General features: G+C 61.2%; 18 protein-coding genes and 3 tRNA genes. 9 read left to right on the top strand and 12 right to left on the bottom strand.

The annotated features are described in order from the left end of the window. Nucleotides 1–88: 88 nt before the first annotated feature. Nucleotides 89–1,504 (top strand): amino acid permease, encoded by a 1,416-nt coding sequence (locus VOI35_RS07485; protein ID WP_407275439.1) that lies wholly within the window; start codon nt 89–91, stop codon nt 1,502–1,504. A 51-nt stretch (nt 1,505–1,555) separates the two neighbouring features. On the opposite strand, the gene VOI35_RS07480 is transcribed toward VOI35_RS07485, so the two are convergent. Beyond that, nucleotides 1,556–2,032 (bottom strand): low molecular weight protein-tyrosine-phosphatase, encoded by a 477-nt coding sequence (locus VOI35_RS07480; protein WP_407275438.1) that lies wholly within the window; start codon nt 2,030–2,032, stop codon nt 1,556–1,558. 66 nt (nt 2,033–2,098) lie between these two features. After that, the gene (locus VOI35_RS07475; protein ID WP_407275437.1) at nt 2,099–3,496 is read right to left on the bottom strand and encodes an APC family permease; all 1,398 of its coding nucleotides are present in this window, start codon (nt 3,494–3,496) and stop codon (nt 2,099–2,101) included. Between the two features lie 849 nt (nt 3,497–4,345). Here VOI35_RS07475 and VOI35_RS07470 point away from each other — a divergent pair. Beyond that, complete coding sequence (locus VOI35_RS07470) at nt 4,346–5,110, top strand: DNA-methyltransferase (protein WP_407276814.1); 765 nt, start codon at nt 4,346–4,348, stop codon at nt 5,108–5,110. Here VOI35_RS07470 and VOI35_RS07465 read toward each other — a convergent pair. From VOI35_RS07465 to VOI35_RS07440, 6 genes are all read right to left on the bottom strand, one after another. Further along, nucleotides 5,096–5,854, bottom strand: a complete 759-nt coding sequence (locus VOI35_RS07465) for a hypothetical protein (protein ID WP_407275436.1) — start codon at nt 5,852–5,854, stop codon at nt 5,096–5,098. The two genes, VOI35_RS07470 and VOI35_RS07465, sit on opposite strands and share 15 nt — an antisense overlap. After that, complete coding sequence (locus VOI35_RS07460; protein ID WP_407276813.1) at nt 5,851–6,117, bottom strand: helix-turn-helix domain-containing protein; 267 nt, start codon at nt 6,115–6,117, stop codon at nt 5,851–5,853. Before VOI35_RS07460 ends, VOI35_RS07465 begins: the two co-directional genes overlap by 4 nt. A 325-nt stretch (nt 6,118–6,442) precedes the next feature. Then, nucleotides 6,443–6,518: transfer RNA gene (locus tag VOI35_RS07455), tRNA-Glu, on the bottom strand. A gap of 4 nt (nt 6,519–6,522) precedes the next feature. Next, nucleotides 6,523–6,599 (bottom strand) — tRNA-Arg (locus tag VOI35_RS07450). A 1-nt stretch (nt 6,600) separates the two neighbouring features. Then, nucleotides 6,601–6,676: transfer RNA gene (locus tag VOI35_RS07445), tRNA-Asn, on the bottom strand. 66 nt (nt 6,677–6,742) lie between these two features. Next, nucleotides 6,743–7,243, bottom strand: a complete 501-nt coding sequence (locus VOI35_RS07440; RefSeq protein WP_407275435.1) for a GlcG/HbpS family heme-binding protein — start codon at nt 7,241–7,243, stop codon at nt 6,743–6,745. Nucleotides 7,244–7,414: 171 nt separating this feature from the next. Here VOI35_RS07440 and dauA point away from each other — a divergent pair, with 171 nt between their 5' ends. After that, nucleotides 7,415–9,139, top strand: coding sequence for a C4-dicarboxylic acid transporter DauA (gene dauA / locus VOI35_RS07435; protein ID WP_407275434.1), 1,725 nt, complete (start codon nt 7,415–7,417; stop codon nt 9,137–9,139). Between the two features lie 60 nt (nt 9,140–9,199). Here dauA and VOI35_RS07430 read toward each other — a convergent pair whose 3' ends face one another. Both VOI35_RS07430 and VOI35_RS07425 read right to left on the bottom strand, forming a co-directional pair. Beyond that, nucleotides 9,200–9,664 carry a DUF1854 domain-containing protein gene (locus tag VOI35_RS07430; RefSeq protein WP_407275433.1) on the bottom strand — a complete coding sequence of 155 codons (465 nt, stop codon included), beginning with the start codon at nt 9,662–9,664 and terminating at the stop codon, nt 9,200–9,202. Then, entirely contained in the window at nt 9,651–11,822 is a 2,172-nt protein-coding gene (locus VOI35_RS07425; protein WP_407275432.1) for an ABC transporter ATP-binding protein, read from the bottom strand. Before VOI35_RS07425 ends, VOI35_RS07430 begins: the two co-directional genes overlap by 14 nt. 217 nt (nt 11,823–12,039) lie before the next feature. Between VOI35_RS07425 and cphA (VOI35_RS07420) the strand changes: the two genes are divergently transcribed. Together cphA (VOI35_RS07420) and cphA (VOI35_RS07415) are read left to right on the top strand one after the other, a co-directional pair. Then, on the top strand, nt 12,040–14,190 hold the full coding sequence (gene cphA, locus VOI35_RS07420) for a cyanophycin synthetase (RefSeq protein ID WP_407275431.1): 2,151 nt from the start codon (nt 12,040–12,042) through the stop codon (nt 14,188–14,190). Nucleotides 14,191–14,265: 75 nt separating this feature from the next. Beyond that, complete coding sequence (cphA, locus tag VOI35_RS07415) at nt 14,266–16,866, top strand: cyanophycin synthetase (RefSeq protein WP_407275430.1); 2,601 nt, start codon at nt 14,266–14,268, stop codon at nt 16,864–16,866. A gap of 91 nt (nt 16,867–16,957) precedes the next feature. Here the strand turns inward: cphA (VOI35_RS07415) and VOI35_RS07410 are convergent, their stop codons facing one another. Next, nucleotides 16,958–17,674, bottom strand: coding sequence for a YebC/PmpR family DNA-binding transcriptional regulator (locus tag VOI35_RS07410; protein ID WP_407275429.1), 717 nt, complete (start codon nt 17,672–17,674; stop codon nt 16,958–16,960). Nucleotides 17,675–17,842: 168 nt separating this feature from the next. Between VOI35_RS07410 and VOI35_RS07405 the strand changes: the two genes are divergently transcribed. Both VOI35_RS07405 and VOI35_RS07400 read left to right on the top strand, forming a co-directional pair. Then, entirely contained in the window at nt 17,843–18,049 is a 207-nt protein-coding gene (locus VOI35_RS07405) for a hypothetical protein (RefSeq protein ID WP_407275428.1), read from the top strand. Next, entirely contained in the window at nt 18,046–18,504 is a 459-nt protein-coding gene (locus tag VOI35_RS07400) for a YcgN family cysteine cluster protein (protein WP_407275427.1), read from the top strand. Before VOI35_RS07405 ends, VOI35_RS07400 begins: the two co-directional genes overlap by 4 nt. Nucleotides 18,505–18,555: 51 nt before the next feature. Here VOI35_RS07400 and gluQRS read toward each other — a convergent pair whose 3' ends face one another. After that, complete coding sequence (gene gluQRS, locus VOI35_RS07395; RefSeq protein WP_407275426.1) at nt 18,556–19,518, bottom strand: tRNA glutamyl-Q(34) synthetase GluQRS; 963 nt, start codon at nt 19,516–19,518, stop codon at nt 18,556–18,558. Between the two features lie 40 nt (nt 19,519–19,558). On the opposite strand from gluQRS, the gene VOI35_RS07390 reads away from it, so the two are divergent. Beyond that, a complete protein-coding gene (locus VOI35_RS07390) occupies nt 19,559–21,697 on the top strand; it encodes a transglycosylase SLT domain-containing protein (RefSeq protein WP_407275425.1) in 2,139 nt (712 codons plus the stop codon). Between the two features lie 38 nt (nt 21,698–21,735). Beyond that, on the top strand, nt 21,736–23,196 hold the full coding sequence (gene sbcB, locus VOI35_RS07385) for an exodeoxyribonuclease I (protein ID WP_407275424.1): 1,461 nt from the start codon (nt 21,736–21,738) through the stop codon (nt 23,194–23,196). Nucleotides 23,197–23,222 lie beyond the last annotated feature (26 nt).

Raw genomic sequence — 23,222 nt, 5'->3', positions numbered from 1 at the left:
GCCCGTTGGGGGCGGCGCGAATACCTTGCGGTTCGGTGCATCGTTGTTGTTAGAATCCGTGAGGTTCATTCGACAGGGAAGCGCCGCAATGTCTTTATCTGCCCGACTATTCCGCACCAAGCCCGCGAGCCCGCACGCTTTTTGTGATACCGGGCTGAATCGATGTCTGGGGGCGTTTGATCTGACTTTTCTCGGGATTGGCGCGATCATCGGCACCGGGATTTTTGTGCTCACGGGCATCGGCGCGGCGGTGTATTCCGGGCCGGCGGTGATTCTGTCGTTTGTGCTGGCGGGGCTGGCCAGTGGCTTTGCGGCCTTGGCCTATGCCGAGCTTGCCTCATCGGTTGGGGGCTCGGGCAGCGCCTATGGGTATAGCTACGCTGCGTTTGGCGAGCTCGTGGCCTGGCTGGTGGGTTGGGATTTGATTCTAGAGTACGCCGTGTCGGTCGCGGCCGTGGCCAATGGCTGGTCTGGGTACTTCAATAATGCTTTGACGGCCATCGGGATCGGCTTGCCGGACATGCTCACCAAGGCGCCGGTGGCGGGGGGGCTCATCAACCTGCCGGCTTCGTTGATCATCCTGCTGCTGATGGGGCTGCTGATTTTGGGGGTGCGGGAATCGGCGCGGGTCAATGTGGCGATGGTGTTCGTCAAGCTCCTGACCATTACCGTATTCGTCGTCGTGGCGCTATTTCATGTCCAGCCGGAAAACTGGACGCCGTTCATGCCGTTTGGCTGGTTTGAACAAGGCGCGGATGGTCGGCCGATTGGGATTTTGGCCGGGGCATCCATTGTGTTTTTTGCCTATGTCGGGTTCGATGCTGTCTCGACGGCGGTGGAAGAGGCGCGCCGCCCGCAACGCGATGTCCCGATTGGCATTATCGCTTCGCTCGCGGTCTGTACCGTGGTGTATATCCTCGTTTCCGGCTTGCTCACCGGGATTGTCCCGTACACCGAACTCAATGTGTCCTCTCCGGTGGCCTACGCGCTGCAGGTTTTGGGCATCAACTGGGCGTCGGCGCTGGTCGCCACTGGGGTGATCGCCGGGCTGACCACGGTGATGCTGGTGCTGTATTACGCGCTCACCCGGATCATTTTTGCCATGTCGCGCGATGGTTTGATCACACCAAAAATTGGCCGGGTCAATAAGAAAACCCAAACCCCGATCCGCATCATCGTGATTTGCGGGGTCTTTATGTCGGCGGTCGCCGGGCTGGTGCCGCTGGGCGAACTGGCCGAACTGGTCAATATCGGCACGCTCGCCGCGTTTGTGCTGGTGTGCCTCGGGGTCATCGTGCTGCGCCTGCGTCAGCCGGATCTACCGCGCCCGTTCAAAAATCCGTTTGGCGTTACGCTGCCGGTACTGGGCATCATTTCCTGCGGCGCGTTGATGGCGTTCCTGCCAGCGATCACTTGGTATCGGTTTTTGCTCTGGATGGCGGTCGGTCTCGTTTTGTACTTTGCGTACTCTTACCGCCACTCGCATTTGAATCAGTCTGCTTGAAACAGCCGGGCTCACCCGACCGGTTGGCATTGGCTCGCTTGGATTCGGGTGTCATCCGCGTTGGCGTAATTCGGTCAAGAGCCCTGCGCTCGCCGCTTCGATCATATCCAATACCTGCTCGAAACCTTGGGCGCCGCCGTAGTAGGGGTCGGGCACACTCGCCATCCCATAATCCGCTGCATACGCCATCAAGAGTTGCGGTTTGTCCTTGTGCTCGGGCGGTGCCAGCCGACGCAGGATGGCGAGGTTGTCCTCATCCATTGCCAGCACGAAATCAAAAGCCGCGATGTCTTCCGTCGTGACCTGCCGGGCGCGCAGCATGTGCATCGCATAGCCCCGCGTGCTGGCGGCCTTCATCGAGCGGGCATCCGGCGGATTCCCGATGTGGTAGGCGTGTGTCCCGGCGGAATCAATGTGGATTTGCTCCGCCAAACCGGCGTTGACGACCTGCTGGCGAAATACGGCCTCGGCCGTGGGGGATCGGCAAATATTGCCCATGCAGACAAAAAGTACGCTGGTTTTCTTCATTAGAAACAATGACCTGACTTCATTGATCACGACCGGCGATACGCCGCCCTCCTGCCGAGTAGTCTATCACGCAGCAGTAAGAGCCTGCTCCTGCCGCCGGTGACGATTGAGCCAGAATGGAACGAGTCCGATCAGAATGCCCCCGATGGCAAACAGGTTGCTGGTGAGGTTGAAGGTCGGCAGGCTGTAGAGGCCGATGCCCCATAAAAACAACCCGCTCGCCAGCGGCCAAATCAGGAGAAACACCACCCGCAAGGGGGTGTGCGGCCCGTGTCGCCAGACCACCCAAGCGCTGGCAAAGCAGGCCAAGCCGTAATAAAACGACGCCTGAAATCCGATTGCATCGATCGAATCCTGCAAAATCTCGTTGACGGTGGGCAGCCCAGAGGCGGTAAACAGCAGGGTCAGGCCAAAGCCGGAGATCACCAGCGTGGCAACCCACGGCGTTTTCCAGCGAGCATGCAAGTGGGCATACCGGGGGTGCAGCATGCCATCGCGCGCCTGGGCAAACATCGTGCGGGTGAATTGCAGGATCGAAGTTTCCAGTGTGCCCAGGGTGCTGAACATCACCGCAAGAATCGCCAGATAGCTCCAGGGCGCGGGGAACAATTTTTCCGCAACGGCGAGTACGACATTGGTATCCGCCGCCTGAATTTCAGGATCGGTGAGCACCATCATCGTTGCAAGCGAAAACAGGATGAACAGCGCCATGATGATCAACATGGCCAGCAGCGAACCCAGCCCGGCGACCCAACCGCCATCCCGGGTTTCCTCGTTGAGGTTCACCGTGACATCCCAACCCCAATAAAAAAACAACGCCGTGAGCGCGCCCGTGGCAAAGAGATGCGGCGAAAATGCGGTCAGGGCGAAATCTTGCCAATGCAGCGGGTGCGCCGGGTGCTGCGCAAACTGCACGAATGCGGCGATCAGAATTGCCAGCATGATCAGGAATTCGATGACCGTTAGTGCGACCTGCACATAACTGGTGAGTTTGACGCCCTTGATGATCACCAGGGTCACCAGAATCAACCAGCCGGCGGCCACCAGCGTAACCGTGCCGGTGTGACTGACCTGATCAGGGGCGATGAGCGCCAGCGTGGCGGTTGCCGCCGGGATGGTGCCGGAGACCATAAACACCGCCGACGCGACCAAGACCGCCCAACCCGCCAGAAAGCCGAGAACCTGCCCAAAACTGGCGCGTACCCAGGCATAGGAGGCACCGGCGTTGGTATCCACCCGGTTCAGGTGCGCATAAGCCAGCGTGACCCCCAACATGATCAGCCCGCAGTACAACAGGCTGGCGGGTGCCAGTGCGCCGGTCGCGGCAAACAGCGTCGCACTGGTGGCGGAAATCGAGAAAACCGGCGCGGTACCGGCCACCCCCATGATGGTGGATTCGGCCAGACCCAGTGAATTGCTGGCCAGATGCGGTTCAGGTTCGTGCAGAGAGGGATTGTGACTCATGGCGACTCATTCGATGAACAAAAACGAATGGGTATATCATCGCCAAAAATGAGCAAAAATAAGAGCCTGGTTGATAAATAAATTGGCTTATTATTTGATCGGACGGGCTTGAGGAAGCGCCATCAAAACCCTTTAATGATTTGTGCGGCCCTACGCCTGAGTAAAGGCGGCCTGCGTAGCGGCGGCGGAGTGCTAGCGTACCGTAAGCATGCAGGCGCCGCCATGAAGCGGGGTCGGCTTGAACGAATTGTTAGACTTTGCTTGCGCCAACCTTTGGCTTGGTTGCGCCACGGACTATTGATCGGAATGCTGCAAGCGCCATACCGCCTGTCAGCATGCCCAAGAAGTAGACGCAGAAAGTAAACAGCGACAAAGGCAAAGTTAGGGAAGAGGAGAAAAGTGAAGCTGTCACACTGCTGCTATTTTGCAGTATAAATGTGACAACGACGAACGTGACCAGAACGACAAGCGCAAGGTTCAGATACCGCATACTTGTTCTCCTCGATGTGTAGATTCTGTTGAATGCAAAGCCTAACGTCCCAGTTCAGCGGCGCGCTCTTGCGCGTCCGCTGGAACGAATTGTTGGGCGTCGTCCTTGTCGGCATTTTGAGCCTTGTACTCAGCCTTGACAGACGGACGCGGAATGAATACTATAAGTAGCAAATTTCTCACAAGCGCAACCCCATGTCACCTCAAGCGCTGAACGGCGGAATTGCAAGTATGGATGAAACTACCCAAGTACTCGACCTATTTGATACTGGCGGTCGAACGCTGGATACCCAACTGGCTGAAAGAACGACGAATCGCTGTGAAATTGTTGTGGGCGACGCGCGTCGAATCCTGCACGAGATGCCCGATGGGTACTTTGATTGCGTCGTGACCTCGCCTCCGTATTGGGGGTTGAGGGATTACGGCATTGACGGACAGATCGGGGCAGAAACTACGGTTGATGAGTACATTGCGGACCTCGTGCGCCTGTTCCGAGAGGTTCGGCGCACCCTCGACGATGAAGGCACCCTGTGGCTTAATATTGGTGACAGCTATACGTCCGGGGGGCGGACTTGGCGGGACGCTGACGCTAAGAACAAGGGGCGGGCAATGGATTATCGCGCCCCGACGCCCGACGGTTTGAAGCCAAAAGACTTGATCGGCGTTCCTTGGCGGCTGGCGTTTGCCCTTCAGGCCGACGGCTGGTATCTGCGCACGGACATGATCTGGAATAAGCCCAACTGCCAGCCTGAGAGCGTTAAGGATCGCCCGACTCGTTCCCATGAGTATGTGTTCCTATTTTCCAAGTCGGAGAAGTATTACTACGACTGGCAAGCGATAACGGAGCCTGCGGCGGATCAGAAACAGAAGTCGAAGAATCGGCGCACCGTCTGGAACATCAATACTGAGCCTTACCCCGGCAGTCACTTTGCAGTCTATCCGCGGGCGCTTGTCCGCCTCTGCGTCGCGGCAGGTTCTCGCGAGAATGGCCGGGTACTTGACCCGTTCTTCGGGTCAGGAACTACTGGCGTTGTTTGCAATGAGCTGGGCAGAGAGTGTATAGGTATTGAACTGAACGCCGAGTATGCAGAACTGGCACGCGAGCGGTTGTTACGCGGGCGCTGAACCAAAAACCCAAGTCGCATGCACCTTGCAAAGGTTTTTTCGCAGGTGTTTGATCTGGAGCTTGCGTTCTGTGCCCCCATCAAAATACAGCGAGTACTTCATCTGCCCGCTTGCATCCTTCACATAGCCGTAGCCAGGCTGTGGATTCTGTCGGCTGTCGGTACGCACCTCTAGTTCGCAGTTCGCCGCTTCGAGCAGCAGCGCTTTGGGTATCTCAACGAGTTCGTAGCGGATTTTGGTACCGTCATCTTTCAGGCGTCGGAGCGTGAAGATGCGGTCATAGCTTTGCATGTGCTCAAGGAACAAATCCAGAAGCAAAGGCAACTTCCATTCGCCTCGGCCAAGCTCCATCCACTTGCTGACGTGGATCGATTCGTCCTTGATATTGGCTGCCGCTTCTGTCTTGAGGCTGACCGGAATACCACGAATGGTAATGTCGTGGCCTCGATTTGTCCGGCTTTTCACGAGCTGGGCCGTAATGCCGGACGCATTTAACGCGGACTCAAACGCAAACTCGAATCGATCTTTGCTTAGGGCCTGCCGACTCCCTGCGTGGTGGCTCAACAAGCGATCACCAAGGGAGGCTAGGACAGCATCCGTTACCACATCGGAATCAGGGGCACGATCAAATTGGCAAGCAGCCCCGAACGCATGAATTGCAGTTTTGACCCACTCCTGTTGCGCCGGAGTAAGGCGGCGTAGCGTCTCAACTATTTCGCAAATTTCCTTTTCCGAAAGGCTCACCCAAGTTTTCCCATCTGTTCGTTATTCGACGGGCTTTCGCGCTCGGTAAGCAACTCTGGAACTGTCACGCCCAAAGTTGAGGCTAAAACCTCAAGCGTGCTGAGTGTGACGTTTCTTTCGTGACGCTCAACTGAGCCGATGTATGTGCGGTGCAAGCCACACCGCTCGGCTAGCTCTTCTTGGGAGAAACCCTTTTCCCTACGAAAAGTTCTGATGTTCTCAGCTAGTACGGTGCGGAGAGAGTCACTCGATTTTCTGACCATGCTCAAGCCCTAACTTATCAGGCTGAGATTGTCCCCAAATGACGACTATAAGGCGACAGACTATGGGTAGCAGAAATGCACGTGGTTCACGGGTCAAGCTAAGTGGATGACGCCCAGATGCCAAGAACAAACTAACTACACACATCTGATATTTCCGCCAGCGATCCCGTTACCAATCAGGGCGCACCGAATCACTGTGCGTATCGTAGCATGCGCCTACCCACACAAATTATCGCGCAAAACTCCGCAAACTTGTTTGCAAAATTACACTGAGCGAGGAGATAGGGAAAGCAGGCGAGGGGGTGCAGATTGCATGCAGAGAATTTGGCGTCCCCACGGGGATTCGAACCCCGGTTACCGCCGTGAAAGGGCGATGTCCTAGGCCTCTAGACGATGGGGACAAAATGGCGCGCCCGGAAGGATTCGAACCTCCGACCCTCTGGTTCGTAGCCAGATACTCTATCCAACTGAGCTACGGGCGCTTGGCTCCCTGAGCAGGACTCGAACCTGCGACCCAATGATTAACAGTCATTTGCTCTACCGACTGAGCTATCAGGGAATACGTCGCGAAACGTGGAGCGGCATGATAGTGATGTTGCCTATGGCCGTCAAGCGCTCCGGCCGATCAAAGGAGCTCCAGCTCGGATTCGATGGCTTTGGCGCCGGCCTTGGCGCATTCCTCGTCCGTTGTGCCGGAAGGTGCGCCCGAAACGCCGATGGCGCCATACACTTGCCCGCCCGCTTCGATCGGTACTCCTCCGGCGCCGAAAAATAGTCCCGGTACCCGGCCGAGTGCGCCTTGACCGCGGGATTCGAGGCTGGAGGTGGCGGCGGTAAAGGAAACGGCGGTATATGCCTTCATTTTAGAGATTTCCAGCGTGAGATCTGGTGCCAGGACATCCCGCAACACGGCTTGTGCCGCGCCGCCGCGATCGACGACCGTGACCCCGATCTGGATGCCTTTGGCTCGGCAGTCGTGTACGGCGGCCTCGGCGGCTTTGAGTGCCATTTCCATGGAGAGTTTGGGCACTTTGATGACGGGGGGTTGGGCGTCATCGGCCATGACGGGTTGCATCAGCAGCAGGCCGATGAGGAGGCTGGTAATCCGCTGGGTCGTGGGGCGCATGGGTGGTTCTCCGTTGGGTGGATTTCCGTATTGTGCGCGGCGCTGAGGGATCGGGCAAGCCGGCATGTTCGGTGTCTTCCAGTGTTAAAATTTGTTGCTTCCGCAGCGCGCCCGTTCGCGTGTTTCGAGCCGCTGCCTTCCCTGGGTGCTGAGTGGTTGGGAGGCGTTTGTATGTTCTCTGCGTTGCGTCGGAGTATCCAAAGTCGGCCGTCGGTGGCGGAATTGCGGGCGAATGTGTTGGCGGGGTTGACGGTCGGGGTGATTGCCTTGCCGTTGTCGATGGCGCTGGCGATTGCCAGTGGCGTGGCGCCGCAGTATGGCCTCTACACGGCCTTGATCGCGGGGATCGTGATTGCCTTGACGGGCGGATCGAAGGTCAACATTTCAGGGCCAACGGCGGCTTTTGTCGTCGTACTGCTGCCCATCGTGCAGCACTATGGTTTGGGCGGGCTGTTGTTGAGTGGTCTGATGGCGGGCGCGATCCTGGTCTTGATGGGCTTAGGGCGGCTGGGAAGCCTGATCGAAGTGGTGCCTTATCCAGTCACCATTGGTTTTACGGCGGGGATCGGGACGGTGATCGCCACCTTTCAGATCAAGGACTTTCTGGGGTTGACGACGCCCGAATTAACCGGGAGTTATCTGTCGAAGGTCGATCAGCTCCTGCATGCCTTGCCGACCATCAATCCGGCGGAAACCTTGATCGGCGTCTTGACGCTGGCGACACTGCTGATCTGGCCGAAGATTGACCGGAGAATCCCACGGCATTTGGTGGCCTTGGTGGTGGGGAGCGGCGCGGCCTGGGGGTTGAGCCATGGGTTGCCGAATTTCCATGTCGATACGATTGGGAGCCGGTTTTCCTATGTGGTGGATGGCTTGACCGGTCACGGCATCCCGCCGGTTTTGCCGCAGTTTGAATGGCCGTGGAATCTGCCCGGCGCCGATGGCAAGCCGCTGGGGTTGAGTTTCGATTTGATCCGGCATTTGCTGCCGGCTGCGCTTACGATTGCGATTCTCGGCGCGTTGGAATCGTTGTTGTGTGCGGTGGTGGCCGATGGCATGTCGGGCAAAAAGCACAACCCGAACGATGAGCTGATCGGCCAGGGTATCGGCAACATGCTGGCGCCGTTGTTCGGCGGCATCCCGGCGACGGCGGCGATTGCCCGCACCACGGCCAGCATCAAATCCGGTGGCAGCCTGCCGCTTTCCTCCGTCGTGCATGCTTTGTTTATTTTGGCCAGCATCTTGTTGCTGGCGCCGGTGCTGTCGTATATCCCGATGGCGTCGATGGCTGCGCTGCTGCTCGTCGTGGCCTGGAATATGAGCGAAGCCCATCATTTCGTCCGGCTGGTGAAGATCGCGCCCCGGGACGATGTGGTGGTGCTCCTGCTGTGTTTCTCGTTGACGGTGTTATTCGATATGACGGTTGCCGTCGCGGTCGGGATGGGGTTGGCGGCGATGTTGTTCATCCGTCGCACCATTGCGCTCACCGAGGCTGAACGGCTGGAAAAAAATCACCGCGGGCTGGCCTTGCCCGATGACATGATGGTGTACGACATCAATGGGCCGCTGTTTTTTGGCACGGCGCGCAAAGCCCTGCGTGCGGTGACGACGGTGCGTCCCGAGGTTCGTCTGGTGCTGCTCGACATGACCGAGGTGACGATGCTGGATTTCAGCGCGGTCGTGGCGATGGAGTCGATTTGGCACGACCTGCAAAAGCGGCATATCGGATTGATCATCATTGGGTTGCAGCCGCGCATGATCGAGAAGTTACGCCGGGCGGGGATTCACGCCGAGCATCATCGGGTGGCGTTTGCCGATTCGTTGGCCGAGGGGATTGCGGCGGCCTACGAGATGCGCGATGGGGCGGATTCTCCGGCGCCCGCCGCGGGCGGTTGAGGCAGCGCGGGGGAGGGCGCTTGCGGAATAAATCCAGGGATGGATTTATTCCGCGTTTTGTCAGAGAAACCGCGCCAGCAGGCGGCGGCTGTGGCGGTCGAGCGCTTTGAGATCGGGGATGCGGTAGGGCAGACCGTGGGCATCCGTAATCAGAAGTCCCTCGCTGAGCCGGCGAATATCGTCCTCGGATTTCAGCGTCAGTTCGGCCGCTCCGCGGTTGGTGGTGACGCGCCACTGGCTGGGCGTGCTGAAGCTGAGAACCTGATCAATCCGCAAAATTTCTGGCATGAGCTCGCGTTCCGCCAGGAATTGCCGGATCAACTCGGCGTCTTCCCGGGGGAGATCGGCCAAATCTTCGATAAACGCCTGCTCGTGGCCTTGGGCATCGACGAGGGCGATGAAGCGTTCGGGCTCGCTCAGGGCGAAGGCGCGCACTGGGGTGACGGCGACGGGGGGCGACTCGGCGCGAATCAGCAGCAGTTGGTTGAACGCATCGCGCTGCAGCCTTTGGTCAGTCAGCGGCATGGGGTGTCTCCTCGGCAAGGGGCAGGGTGCCGGCTTCGTTGAGTTTGATCTGGGCTTGATACAGCCGGTAGTAGTGCCCCTGTCTGGCCAGTAGTTCCTGGTGTTCGCCGGTTTCGACGATGCGGCCTTGATCCAGCACGACCAGCATATCGGCCTGGCGCAGCGTGGAGAGGCGGTGGGCGATCGCGATGGTGGTGCGCCCCTGTACCAGGTAGTCCAGCGCCTGCTGGATTTCCTGTTCTGTTTCGGTATCGACCGAGGCGGTGGCTTCGTCGAGAATCAGAATCTTCGGGTCGATCAGCAGGGCGCGGGCAATCGAGATGCGTTGCCGCTCGCCGCCAGAGAGCGCCTGGCCGCGTTCGCCCACCAGCGAGTCGTAGCCTTGGGGCAGCCGGAGAATGAATTCATGCGCATGCGCGGCGCGGGCGGCGCGGATGATTTCTTCACGGCTGGCCTCCGGTTTGCCGTAGGCGATGTTCTCGGCGATGGTGCCGAAAAACAGGAAGGGTTCCTGCAGGACGAGGCCAATCTGCTGGCGATAGTCGGCTACGCGGAATTGGCGGATGTCCGTCCCGTCGAACAGGATTTTCCCGGCGGAGACATCGTAAAACCGGGCAATCAGATTCACGAGGGTGGTTTTGCCGGAGCCGGAATGCCCGACGAGGCCGATCATCGCGCCCTGCGGAATGGTCAGGTTGATCTGGTTCAGAATGCTGCGGTTGCCATGGCGGAAATCCACCTGTTCCAGACGCAGCGCCGCCGGGCGATTGAGCGGGGATTCGGGGTGGATCGGATCGGGCACGCCGGCCTGATGATCGAGGATATCGAAGATGCGCTTGGTGCCGGCGGCGGTTTTCTGGGTGACGGCGACGATGCGGCTCATCGAATCCATGCGGGAATAGAACCGGCCGATGTAGGCGAGAAACGCGGTGAGAACCCCGACGGTGATGGCGCCTTGCGAAACCTGCCAGATGCCGAACGCCCAGACGATCAGCAGCCCCACTTCGGTCAGGGCGGTGACGGTCGGCCCGAACAGCGACCAGACCCGATTGACCCGGTCGTTGATTTTCAGGCTTTGCTGGTTGGCTGCCTGAAAGCGTTCCGCTTCGCGGGCTTCCTGCGAGAACGCCTTGACGACCCGAATGCCGGGGATGGTGTCGGACAGAATATTGGTGACCTGAGACCAGACTCGATCTGCCCGCTCAAACCCCGTGCGTAGTCGATCGCGCACCAGATGGATCATCCAGGCGATGATCGGCAGTGGGATCAGCGTCACCAGTGCCAGCCAGGGGTTGATGCTGAACAGGATGAGGGCGGTCATCAGGATCATCAGCACATCGGTCGCAAAATCCAGCAGATGCAGGGAGAGGAACAGGTTGATCCGATCGGTTTCCGCGCCAATGCGCGCCATCAGGTCGCCGGTGCGTTTACTGCCGAAATAGTCGAGCGACAGCCCCAGCAGGTGGTTGTAGGTGGTGGTGCGGATATCCACCCCGATCCGTTCGCTCACCCGCGCGAGCACATAGGTTCTGGCCCAGCCGAGCAGCCAGGCAACCAGCGCCGCCGCGAACAGGCCACCGAGATATTTGGTGACTACCATGGGATCGATGGCCTCCCCATTCTGGAAGGGGATGAGGACATCGTCCATCAGCGGCATGGTGAGATATGGCGGCACGAGCGTGGCAGCCGTGGCGGCCAGCGTCAGCAGGAACCCCAGGATGAGCCGGTTCCGATAGGGGCGGGCGAAGCGCCATAAGCGCAGCAGGGTGAGCGTGGAGGCGGTGTCCGGGGAGTCTTCCAGCCAATGATCGACCGGGTTGGCGGGTTTGGGCGTGGCGGCCGCCGGGGGGCTGGCGCGTTGAGTAAACTTCTCGACGAATTTCTGTGCCTGGGGCATGTGTTTCATGGTGAAACGCCAATGCGCCACACACCGGTGTTCATCCACCAGCGAGAGCTTGCCGACCCCGGCATGATCTTCCAGCACGAGGCGTTCGCTCTGCGCGAGCGGCCATTCTTCCAGAACCGCCGGATTGGGGGCGATCCGTTCGAGCCGGACATGGTGGGCGGTCAACACCAGCCGATGCGGGCAAAAACGGAGGTCTGTGGTCAGGTCGAGCGGGAGTTCGGCAATAACGGGAGAGGGCAGAGGGTGTGGCACGCCGGGTTCCTAGAAAAAATCCGCGAATCTGGGCGCTTTAACAGGCCGTTGAAAAACTTTTTAACACCCTGTTAGAGCGCTGGGTGATTCGTTCGGAAGGCTTTTAACGCATAATGGCAAGATAGTTTATCCGCCGCGTGGCGGAATGTATGTAGCGACCGACGGGTATCGTGTAGCCAGTCGATCCGGTTCTTCGGCGTGGGTGATGGGGTGACGGGTGGCCAAAAGCATCGAGTTTCTGAATTTTATTTCTCTTCGCGGGCCGAGCATCTGGACCTATGCGCCGGTGCTGGAGGCCTGGGTGGATATTGGCGAACTGGAAGATTACCCATCCAACACCATTCCGGGGTTGTATGAGCGGTTATCGACCTGGTTGCCGGGGCTGATCGAGCATCGTTGCAGCTATGAAGAGCGGGGCGGGTTTTTGCGCCGTCTGGCCGAAGGCACCTGGCCGGGGCACATCATGGAGCATGTCACGCTCGAACTCTTGACCCTCATTGGCATGAGCAATGGCTTTGGCCGCGCCCGCGAGACCCCGATTCGCGGGGTGTACAAAGTGGTGGTGACCGCCTGGGATGAAGATGTGACCAAACAGGCGTTGATCACGGCGCGGGATTTGTTGATGGCCGCGATCGAAGACCGCCCGTTTGATCTGACGGCGGCGTTGGCAGCATTGGCGGAGATCAAGGATGACCGTTTCCTGGGACCCTCGACCGCCAGTATCGTCGAAGCGGCCGTGGCGCGGCGCATTCCATTTATTCGCCTGAGCGACAGCAGCTTGGTGCAACTGGGGTACGGTGCGGCGCGCCGCATGATCTGGACGGCCGAAACCGGCCGAACCTCGGCGATTGCCGAAGGCATCTCCCGCGATAAGGATTTGACGAAATCCCTGCTGCAGTCCTGTGGGGTGCCGGTGCCCGAGGGGGAACTGGTCGAGTCGGCCGATGCGGCCTGGCAGGCGGCGCAGTCGATTGGTTTGCCGGTCGTCGTCAAGCCAGAAGATGGCAATCATGGCCGGGGCGTGTTTACCCATCTGCTGCATGAACATGAGGTGCGCGATGCCTATGTGCAAGCGCTCGCCGAGGGCAGTGGCGTTCTGGTCGAGCGGCATATTCCGGGCATTGAACATCGGGTGCTGGTGGTCGGTGGCCGAGTGGCCGCTGCGGCGCGTGGTGAGGAAACTGCCGTGATCGGCGACGGGGTTCATACCATCGAGGTATTGATTGAACGGCAGATCAATAGCGATCCTCGCCGGGGAACCACGGAAAATCATCCGCTGAACCGCGCGTGTATCGATTCTGCTGCGCGGATGGAACTCGCCCGGCTGGGTTTGACCGAGCAATCCATTCCGGCGGTGGGCGAACGCATCCTGATTTCCCGCCACGGGAATGTTGCCCATGACTGTACCGCCGCCGTGCATCCCTCGGTGGCGGCGCAGTGCGTCTTGGCGGCTCGCATCGTGGGGCTGGATATCGCCGGTATCGACCTGGTGATGCCCGACATCAGCCAGCCGTTGCAGGCGGTGGGTGGGGCGATCATCGAGGTCAATGCCGGCCCCGGCTTGTTGATGCATCTGCGCCCGGCCAGCGGTGAACCGGCGCCGGTGGGTCAGGCGATCGTCGATCATCTGTTCCCGCTGGGCGATGAAGGGCGGATTCCCCTGGTTGGGATTACCGGCTCGCACTTGCAGGCGGAAACGGCCTGTCTGGTGCATCACTTGCTGCAATTGACGGGGCGAACGGTGGGCTTGGCTTCGTCGCATGGCCTGTTCGTCAAGTCGCGGCTGATCGCGGGCGGTGATCAGGCGAATCGTTTGGCGGCCAACCGCCTGCTGGTGAATGCCGGGATGGATATGGCGGTCGTGGAAAATGCGGCGCGGGTCATCCTGGGCGAGGGGCTGGCCTATGACCGTTGTGCGGTCGGGATCGTCACGGATATCGATGTGCCGCAACACTTGGGCGCGTTCCATATTGATTCACCGGAAAAAGTCTTCAGCATTTTCCGCACGCAAATCGATGTGGTGTTGCCGGATGGCGTGGGGGTTTTGAACGCCGACGAGCCGATGATCGCCGAGATGGCACCGCTGTGTGATGGCGCGGTCATTTTCTGCTCGCAGCAGCCTGAATCTGCCGTCATTGCCGCGCATCGGGCCGCGGGCGGGCGCGCCTTGGTGTGGTCTGCCTCGGGTATTACGGCCTACCAGGGGGATGTGGTCTGGGGCGTGTTCGTACCGATTGAAACCTTGCCGGCTCCGATGGCCGTGATGGCGGCGATTGCGGCGGCCTGGGCCTTGGGTTTGAATGCCGAACTCATCCGGGCGGGGTTGACGACCTGGGTTTCTGGGCGAGTCTGTAATGCGCTGGCCTGAGCTGGCCGAGGCGATGGATGCGGAACGGCGCGCTGTTCAGCCGGTTCAAGAAATAATTGCTAAAGGGTTGTTCTGATGGAAGTCTCCCGCGTGCGCGCCTTGCGCGGCCCCAATCTTTGGTCTCGACACACTTCGATTCAGGCCTTGGTTTCCTGCGTGACCGACACCGCGCAGGATGTGCTGTTGCTGCCAGATTTCGAACTGCGCCTGCGCGCCCGCTTGCCGACCTTGGGGCATTTACATGCGATCGGGCGTCACGAGACGCTGTCCCTGGCGCATGTGTTGGCGCAGTCGGCGCTTGCGCTGCAGGTTGCGGCAGGATGTCCGGTGACATTCAGCCGATGTGTTCCCACCCCGGAGGCCGGAATCTATCAAATCGTCGTCGAGTACACCGAAGAAGCGGTCGGACGGCGGGCGCTGGAGCTTGCGGCCGGATTGCTCGATTCCGTGATGGCCGATACCCCGTTCGATCTCGCGGGCACGCTGGCCGAGTTGCAGGCGCTCGATGAGGATGAGCGCCTGGGGCCGAGCACGGGTTCGATCGTGCAGGCGGCGATTGCCCGAGGCATTCCCTACCGGCGCCTGACCTCGGGAAGCCTGGTTCAGCTCGGCTGGGGCAGCCGGCAGCGGCGGATTCAGGCGGCTGAAATCGACCGCACCAGCGCCATTGCTGAATCGATCGCTCAGGATAAACAGCTCACGAAGGCCTTGCTGCGTGCGGCGGGGATTCCCGTGCCCGTGGGGCGTTCGGTCGCTTCAGCCGATGATGCCTGGCATGCGGCGCAGGAAATTGGTTTTCCGGTCGTGGTCAAGCCGCGTGACGGCAATCAGGGGCGCGGGGTGGCGGTGAATATCACCACGGAGGAGCAATTGCGTCGGGCGTATGCCAGCGCGCGGGAAGAAAGTCGGCATGTCTTGGTCGAGCGGTTCATGCCGGGCTATGACTTTCGGGTGCTGGTGGTCGGGCAGCAGGTGGTGGCGGCCGCGCGTCGGGATCCGCCGATGGTGCAGGGCGATGGCGTGCACACGGTGGCGGAACTCATCGATCAGGTGAATGCCGACCCCCGCCGAGGGGATGGGCACGCGCACGCCTTGACCCGTATCCGCGTCGATGACATCACGCTGGTGACGCTGGAATCCCAAGGCTATCGGCTCGATAGCGTACCGCCGGTTGGCGCGGCGGTGGTGCTGCGGAACAACGGGAATCTCTCGACCGGCGGCACCGCGACGGATGTCACCGATGACCTGCATCCCGAGATTGCTGCCCGCGCGATTGAAGCGGCGCGCATGATTGGGCTGGATGTCTGCGGGGTGGATTTACTCTGCGAACGGATTACCGAGCCGCTGGAGGCGCAAAACGGCGGCTTGGTGGAGTTGAATGCCGCGCCGGGGTTGCGTATGCACCTGCAGCCTTCCGTGGGCAAACCCCGCCCGGTCGGTGAGGCGATCCTGAACGAAGTATTTCCGCCGGGTGAGGATGGGCGGATTCCGGTGGTTGCCGTTTCCGGCACCAACGGCAAAACCACCACTACGCGGCTGATTGGCCATTTTCTGGCGCAAACCGGGCTGAATGTCGGCATCACGACGACCGATGGGGTGTATATCGCCGGCGAGCGCATCGACACGGATGATTGCGCGGGGCCGATCAGCGCGCGCAATGTGCTGCTCCACCCGGCAGTTGATGCTGCGGTGTTTGAGACCGCGCGGGGGGGCATCCTGCGCCAAGGGCTGGCGTTTGATCAATGCGATGTCGCGGTCATCACCAATATTGGTCTCGGCGATCATCTGGGTCTGGCTTATATCGAAACGGTCGAAGATCTGGCGGTCGTCAAGCGGGTGATTGTCGATAATGTTTCGCCGCGGGGGATGTCGGTGCTCAATGCGGCCGATCCCATCGTCGCGAAAATGGCGGAAACCTCGCCTGCGCCGGTCACCTTCTTCGCGCTGGATAAAACCCTGCCGCGCATGGTGGCCTGGCGGGAAATGGGGCACCGCATTATCTATCGAGAGGGCACGGATCTCGTGGCTGAACAGGGGGCGTTCCAGTGGCGCATGGCATTGGCCGAGATGCCGCTCACCCGGAACGGATTGATTGAGTTTCAAGTCGAAAATGCCATGGCGGCGATTGGCGCGGCCTGGGGGCTGAACCTGCCCTGGGCGCGCATCGAGGCGGGATTGCGTTCGTTTGACAGCGATGTGGCGCAGGCACCGGGGCGATTCAACTGGTTCGATTACCAGGGCGCGACACTGATTGCCGATTATGGCCATAACAGTGATGCCATCCAGGCGCTCTGCCGCGCGGTGCAAAACCTGCCCAATACCGAGTCGCGTCTGGTGGTCATCAGCGGTGCCGGGGATCGGCGGGATGAGGACATCCGGCAGCAAACCCAGATTCTGGGCTCCGTATTCGACGAAGCCATCCTGTATCAGGATGCCTGCCAGCGCGGACGCGCCGATGGCGAGGTCATCGGCCTGTTGCGCGCCGGGCTTGCGGGCGCAACGCGCACGCGGCATATCGAAGAAATCACCGGCGAGTTTCTGGCGATCGATCGTGCCCTGGCGCGTTTGAAGCCGGGTATGGTCTGTTTGATCCTGATCGACCAGGTCGATGCCGCGCTGGCCTATCTGCAGGAAAAAGTCGCGCTGGCGGCAGCGTTGCCCGAACAGAAAGCCTGAACCGGCCGTATCCCGCGACAGGGCTGACTGAATCGACCCAAGGATGGATTGATTCAGGGTTGCGGGGGGCGCCGATTCAATCTGCGCTTTTTCAGAACACGGCGTCGTGATAGACCCGCTGCACATCATCCACATCGTCGAGCATGGCGAGCAGCTTTTCCATCACCACCACATCCTCGCCGCTGATCGGGGTGCGGGTTTTGGGGACGAACTGGATTTCATCGACCTCGAAATCAATCTCGCCCAGCGCGGCCACCAACGCCTGTCGAGCCTTGCCGTATTCGGTATGCGGCACGAACACGGTGACTTGATCTCCTTCGCTTTCAATATCCGTCACATCGACATCGGCACCGAGCAGCGCTTCAAGTACGGAATCTTCACTGCCTTTGAACGCAAAAATCGCGGCATGATCGAACTGGTGCATCACCGTGCCCGGTGTGCCCAGCTTGCACTTGGTTTTGGTAAAGCAATTGCGCACATCGCCAATGGTGCGGTTCGGGTTGTCGGTGAGGCAATCGACCAGCACGACCGTGCCTGCCGGGCCGAAGCCTTCATAGCGTGCGGGTACGAAATCCTCTCCAACGCCACCCGCTTTGGCTTTTTCCAACGCCTTTTCCACCACATGCGAGGGCACCTGATCTTTTTTCGCCCGTTCGATCATGCTGCGCAGGGCGAGGTTGCCGGCTGGGTCAAACCCGCCGGTTTTCGCGCATACATAAATTTCGCGGCCATATTTGCTATAAATTTTGGCCTTGGCGTTGGCGGTTTTTGCCATTGACGCTTTGCGGACTTCGTAAAAACGACCCATGTTCTGCTCCGGACAAAGATTCTCTTCTGCAAGCGGGCAAGCGTAACAAACCGCGCGGCATTGGGCGAGATACCGCGCCGTGCAACTTTGTTTTTCTTCCATTGCGGGCGTGGCAGACTGTGCGTTCGGTGAGAATTCTTTTCGGGTCAGACGCGGGGAGGAAGCAGGATGAACCGTTGGTGGCAAGTGAGTGTGGGGCTGGCGCTGTGTTCCACGGTGCTGGTGGGCTGTGGTGAGGGGGGTACCGCGACCCAGGCGGCGGCCGAGGCGCAAGCAGCCAAGTCCGCCAAGGCCGATTTGGATCAGGCCAAAAAGGCATTGAATGACGCGCAGGCGTTGGACAACGCCCGTCTGAAACAGGCCGAGCAGCAGTGAGCGAACCTTTCTGGCGGGTCAAACGACTCTCGCAGATGACGCCGGCCGAGTGGGAGTCGCTCTGCGATGGGTGTGCGAAATGCTGCCTGCAAAAGCTGGCGGATGAGGAAGACCCGGACGGTACGGTGTACTACACCGATCTGGTTTGCGATTTGCTCGATGTATCGACTTGCCGCTGCACGGATTATGCGCACCGTCAGACGCGGGTGCCGAGCTGCGTCTGGCTCAAACCCGAGGATCTCGACGAGTTCCATTGGCTGCCCGCCACCTGCGCGTATCGGCGGCTGGCGGAAGGCCGGGATCTGCCGGAATGGCATCCGCTGCGCACCGGGCAGGCGGATTCGGCGCGCCGGGCGGGGTTTGCCGTCTGTGGTCGGGCTCAGCCCGTGGCGGGGCGTCCGCCCGAGGACTGGGAAGATCATGTGGTGGACTGGCCGATGGAAGAATCGCCCTGAGCCATTGCCAATCCACGGCTGATCTCGGCGTCGCGCGGGAAGGTGCCTGCCCTAAACGAGGGGCGGGAGGGCGTCGGAGTGCGCCGGTTCGGTAGCCCGGTGCGTGCGGCGATGCCTGTCCAGCCACTGCGGCCACTGGCGGCGCCAGTTGTCCAGCAAGTCGGGGATCGTGCGGGCGGTGGTGGGGCTTTCCAACCCCAGGTGGGTCGCTGCGGCGATCAAATTGGCCTGCGCCTGTTCGGCCCGTAGCGGTGGGGCGTGGTTGGTTTTGCTGAGTTTTCTCCCCTCGGCATCGTGCACGATGGGCAGGTGGGCATAGCGGGGCGGTGGGGCGGTCGGGTAGAGCTGCTGATGCAGGGCAAGCTGCAGCGGGGTGAGTTCCGCGAGATCGGCACCGCGCACCACATCGGTGATGCCAAACTCGTGGTTATCGACCACTTCGGCCAGGTGGTAGGCGATCACGCCATCGGAGCGCTGCAGAATGGGATCGCCCACGCATTCCGGCAGAGATTGGCAGAGGGTGCCGAGCAGACGATCCGTGAAGCGGATGGGTTCCTCCGGCACGATCAGCCGCCAGGCGCAGCGGGCGTCGGCCGGCGGTGGTGTCTGTCGGCAGGTGCCTGGATAGAGGCTGCCGACCAGGCCGGTGCGCTGCCCACTTGCGCGCAGCGCGTCCCGGCGGCAGTGGCAGCGATAGACCCTGTGCTGTTCGATGAGTTGCTGGAGCGCGGCGGCATAGGCAGCGTGGCGGTGGCTTTGTCGATCGACGGCATCGGGAATGAGCTGATGGGCGTCGAGTTGCGCCAGAATCCGACGGCTGTTCTCGGCCGGGCAGCGGGCAGAATCCAGATCGTCCAGCCGCACCCGCCATTGACCACCGTGTGCTCGGGCGTCCAGCCAGCTCCCCAGCGCCGCCACCAGTGAGCCTGCGTGCAGCGGGCCGGAGGGCGTGGGAGCGAAGCGACCGATGTAGGGGCGTGGGCAGGGGCGGTTCATGGCGGTATGATGGCGCATTCGCGTCAATTTTGGGATGCAGGTGCAAACGGGGGCGGTGATGCCAGCAAACACACGGATCGGCAGTCGTTGGATCGGACTGGCATTGTCCTTTGGTCTCATGCAGGGCGTTCTGGCCGCCGAGGCGCCGCCCGCCCCGGCCTGGATGCCGCCACCGGCGTTTACCGAGGGCTTGACGGCGCTGGCAGCGGCGGATGTGACGACTGCCTCGGCAGATGTCCAGGCACTCGGTGAGAGCCCGCTGGCCACCTATCTGCAATTTCGTGTGTTGATGGCGACGGCGAGCAGCGATCCTGCGGCGGCGGTGGCGTTCATCCAGAACAACCCGGATTTCATCTTCAGCACCAACCTCAAGGCGAGAACCTTGTCGGTGCTGGCCGCGCAGAATCGTTGGGCGGATTATCTCGCCCTCACCAGTCAGGCGCCCAGCCTGAAAAATCCGCCCGCGCGCCAGTGCCAATACTGGCAGGCCGAGATCGAAACGCAGGCGTTCGGGGAATCGGATGCCGCCGATGCCCTGGCGCTCTGGCAGCAGGGGCGGGCCTTGCCGAAATCTTGCGATGCGGTGGTGCATTGGCTGGAAACGCATGACCGGCTCGACCGCGCGGCGTATCAGGCGCGGCTTCGGGGCGCGGTCATGGACGGTAATCTCAGTTTTGCTGAACTGGTGGTGCGTCAGGGCACGCGCGCCAAAATCCCGGGGCTCGCCGCCTATCTGCGCCGTTGGCGAGATGCACGGGTCGATCCCAGCGGCACCATTGCGACCTTGAAGACGATCAAAAAGCCCACGGCGGAAGATCAAGCGCTCATGACCCAGGCATTGATCTGGCTGGCGCGAGCCGACCCTCAGGCAGCGGCCGAGCTGCTTCCGGTATTGTCCGTGCGCCAATTGCCAGCTGAATCCCGTGACCGCGTGGCACAAACCCTTGCGCTGAAGGCGGCCTATACCCGCATGCCGCAGGCGTATGCCTGGCTGATGGCCTTGCCGGAGGCCGTGCAAAATCACGAAACCCGCACCTGGGCGGTGCGGGCGGCCTTGCGGACGGAAGACTGGCGGGGCGTCCGGCAGGCGCTGTATCGGCTGTCGGTCGATACCGCAGCGCAGCCGGAGTGGCAGTATTGGCGCGCACGCGCCGATGAGGCGTTAGGCGACAAATCCGGCGCTGAAGCGCGATGGCAGGCGCTCTTGATCGTGCCGGATTATTACGGATTTCTGGCGGCGGATCGTCTCGGGGTGCCGTTCCCCTGGCGATCCTTGCCCCATCCGCAGATTGCCACCGATACCGTCGTGAACAATCCGGCGGTACAGCTTGCTTTTTATCTGCGCTCGGCCGGGCAGATTGACGACGCGCGCCGCGCGTATCTCGCGGCCTTTGAAGCGCTGCCGCCGGCGCAGCAACCGGCGCTCGCCCAATTGGCCATCGACGAGCAGTGGTATGACCGCGCCTCGATCGCCATCGCGCGCCTGGGCAAGCAGGATGATCCCGCCTGGTTTACCTGGCGTTATCCCATGCCCTGGCGGGACGCGGTGGAGGCGCAGGCCAAGGCACAGGGGCTGACGCCCGATTGGCTGTATGCCGTGATGAGGCGGGAGAGCCTGTTCATGAGCGATGTCGGTTCCGGCGCTGGCGCTCAGGGCTTGATGCAGCTCATGCCCGCCACGGCGCGCTGGATTAACCATAAGGCCAATCTTGGGCTGGATGCGATCGACCTGCATGATCCGGCGACGAACATTACCCTCGGTGCGGCGTATCTCGCCCATTTGAACATGCTGTACGACGGCCAGATGCCGCTGGCGGTCGCGGCCTATAACGCCGGCCCCGGGCGGGTCAAACAGTGGCGGCCCGAGGATCGCAGTCTGCCGGGGGATGTCTGGGTCGATACCATCGTGTTCGATGAAACCCGCAATTATGTGCGCGCGGTGATGGGCGCGCGGCTGATTTATCAGTGGCGCAGCTCGATCCTTGAGGCACAGAGCAAAAAAGTCGATCCGCCGCCGGTCGGCGAAAAACCACCCGCCTTGCTGGCCTGGTTGACTCCGGTCACGCCCTCGGGCGGGCAGCCTGCGGTGGATTTGGCCAGTACCACCGCGACAACCCCGGCGGGGGCTGCAGCGGGCAGCGCAGCCTCTGCGGCAACCCCGTCGTTGGAATCCGTCGCCCAGACCCGCCGTCCCTGATCCCGGCATCCTCGATCTCTGCCGGGAGCCGGTGCGTCATGACCTATCTGTTTTACGACTTTGAAACCACCGGCGCCGATCCCGCCTGTGATCGGCCGGTGCAATTCGCCGCCTTGCGCACGGATGCGGCGTTCAATCCCGTGGGCGAGCCGGTCATGTATTTCGCCGAATTGTCCGAAGAGGTGCTGATGCACCCGGCGGCGGCACGGATTACCGGCATTCTGCCCACCCGGCTCCCGGCCTTGGGCGCCCTGCCGGAAGTGGTGTTTGCCGCGCGCTTGCAGGCGTTGTTCCGTGAACCCGGCACCTGTGCCGTGGGCTTTAACAACCTGCGGTTCGATGCCGAGCTGTTGCGCTATCTGTTCTGGCGGAATCTGCGCGAACCCTACGACCACGAGTGGCAGGACGGCAACAGCCGGTTCGATGTGCTCGACTGCGCGCGGGCACTGCGGGCCCTGCGCCCCGAGGGCGTGGTTTGGCCGGTGGATGACGCCGGACAACCCACCCTCAGGCTGGAAGCCTTGACCGCCGCCAATGGCATCCCGCATCACGGTGCGCATGATGCGCTCGCGGATGTATGCGCCACGCGGGATCTGTTCGCCTTGTGTCATCGCGCCCAACCGAAACTGGTCGATTATCTGTTGACCCTGCGAGACAAGGCGACCGTGGCCGAATTCGTCGATCACCCGCAGCGCCGCACGGGCTTTGTGCATATTTCCCCGATGATCGCCACCGCTTGGCGCAATGCTTCGGTGTTCGCCAATTTCGGCTCGCCGAATGGCATCAAAACGCAACGGATTCTGTGGGATCTGCGCGCCGATCCGGCCCGAATCCTCGATGAATCTGTCGAGTCACTGGCGGTGGCGCGGTTCATCACGCGGGACGATCCCCGCGGCGTCAGCCGGTTACCGATCAAGCTGTTGCATCTCAATCGCGCGCCCTTGGTGACCTCGATCCGACTGCTGGACGAGGCAGGGTTGGTCGAACGCTTGCTGCTCGATGTGTCGCAACTGCGGCAGCATCAGGCCACGGCGGCTCAATTTATGCCGGAAATGGCCGATAAATTGCAGCAGGTGATGGCGATGTCGGCGGAATTTCCGCCCAAACCGGCCGAATGTGCGTTGTACGACGGCTTTTTGGATCGGGCGGATCGCGCTCGGCTGGCGCAATTCAGCCGGGCGGTCGATCAGGCGCTGGCGGCAACGGGCACGGTGGCGGCGGCGACGATGGCCTCCCCGGTGCAGGCGCTGTTGCGGCAGGACTGGCAGGATGCCCGGCTGCGCGCGCTGGTGCCTCGGTTTGTCGCTCGACACTGGCCGGCCTTGCTGGATGAGGGCGCAGCCAAGGAATGGGCGCACTGGCGGCAAGCGCAGCTCGCTGGAAAATGGCCAGAATTTTTTGCCGCGCTGGCGGTTGAGCGCGCGGGGGCGGATGCGGCCACCGGGCGCTTGTTGGATGAATTGGAACAATGGGGGCGGGCGAGGGCGACGAACGGTTAGCCGCGCCCTGCCGGGGGTGAGGTGCC

The organism is Halothiobacillus sp. DCM-1, assembly GCF_045689735.1.
Taxonomy (GTDB): Bacteria; Pseudomonadota; Gammaproteobacteria; order Halothiobacillales; family Halothiobacillaceae; genus Halothiobacillus.
The sequence above is the reverse complement of the archived record's forward strand: the minus strand, read 5'-3'. Positions and strand labels throughout refer to the sequence as shown.

Bases quoted from the DNA above. Each gene is read 5' to 3' on its own strand.
- VOI35_RS07485 (WP_407275439.1), top strand. From the start codon at position 89: ATGTCTTTATCTGCCCGACTATTCCGCACCAAGCCCGCGAGCCCGCAC.
- VOI35_RS07480 (WP_407275438.1), bottom strand. From the start codon at position 2,032: ATGAAGAAAACCAGCGTACTTTTTGTCTGCATGGGCAATATTTGCCGA.
- VOI35_RS07475 (WP_407275437.1), bottom strand. From the start codon at position 3,496: ATGAGTCACAATCCCTCTCTGCACGAACCTGAACCGCATCTGGCCAGC.
- VOI35_RS07470 (WP_407276814.1), top strand. From the start codon at position 4,346: ATGCCCGATGGGTACTTTGATTGCGTCGTGACCTCGCCTCCGTATTGG.
- VOI35_RS07460 (WP_407276813.1), bottom strand. From the start codon at position 6,117: ATGGTCAGAAAATCGAGTGACTCTCTCCGCACCGTACTAGCTGAGAAC.
- VOI35_RS07440 (WP_407275435.1), bottom strand. From the start codon at position 7,243: ATGCGCCCCACGACCCAGCGGATTACCAGCCTCCTCATCGGCCTGCTG.
- dauA (WP_407275434.1), top strand. From the start codon at position 7,415: ATGTTCTCTGCGTTGCGTCGGAGTATCCAAAGTCGGCCGTCGGTGGCG.
- VOI35_RS07430 (WP_407275433.1), bottom strand. From the start codon at position 9,664: ATGCCGCTGACTGACCAAAGGCTGCAGCGCGATGCGTTCAACCAACTG.
- cphA (WP_407275430.1), top strand. From the start codon at position 14,266: ATGGAAGTCTCCCGCGTGCGCGCCTTGCGCGGCCCCAATCTTTGGTCT.
- VOI35_RS07410 (WP_407275429.1), bottom strand. From the start codon at position 17,674: ATGGGTCGTTTTTACGAAGTCCGCAAAGCGTCAATGGCAAAAACCGCC.
- VOI35_RS07405 (WP_407275428.1), top strand. From the start codon at position 17,843: ATGAACCGTTGGTGGCAAGTGAGTGTGGGGCTGGCGCTGTGTTCCACG.
- gluQRS (WP_407275426.1), bottom strand. From the start codon at position 19,518: ATGCGCCATCATACCGCCATGAACCGCCCCTGCCCACGCCCCTACATC.
- VOI35_RS07390 (WP_407275425.1), top strand. From the start codon at position 19,559: ATGCCAGCAAACACACGGATCGGCAGTCGTTGGATCGGACTGGCATTG.
- sbcB (WP_407275424.1), top strand. From the start codon at position 21,736: ATGACCTATCTGTTTTACGACTTTGAAACCACCGGCGCCGATCCCGCC.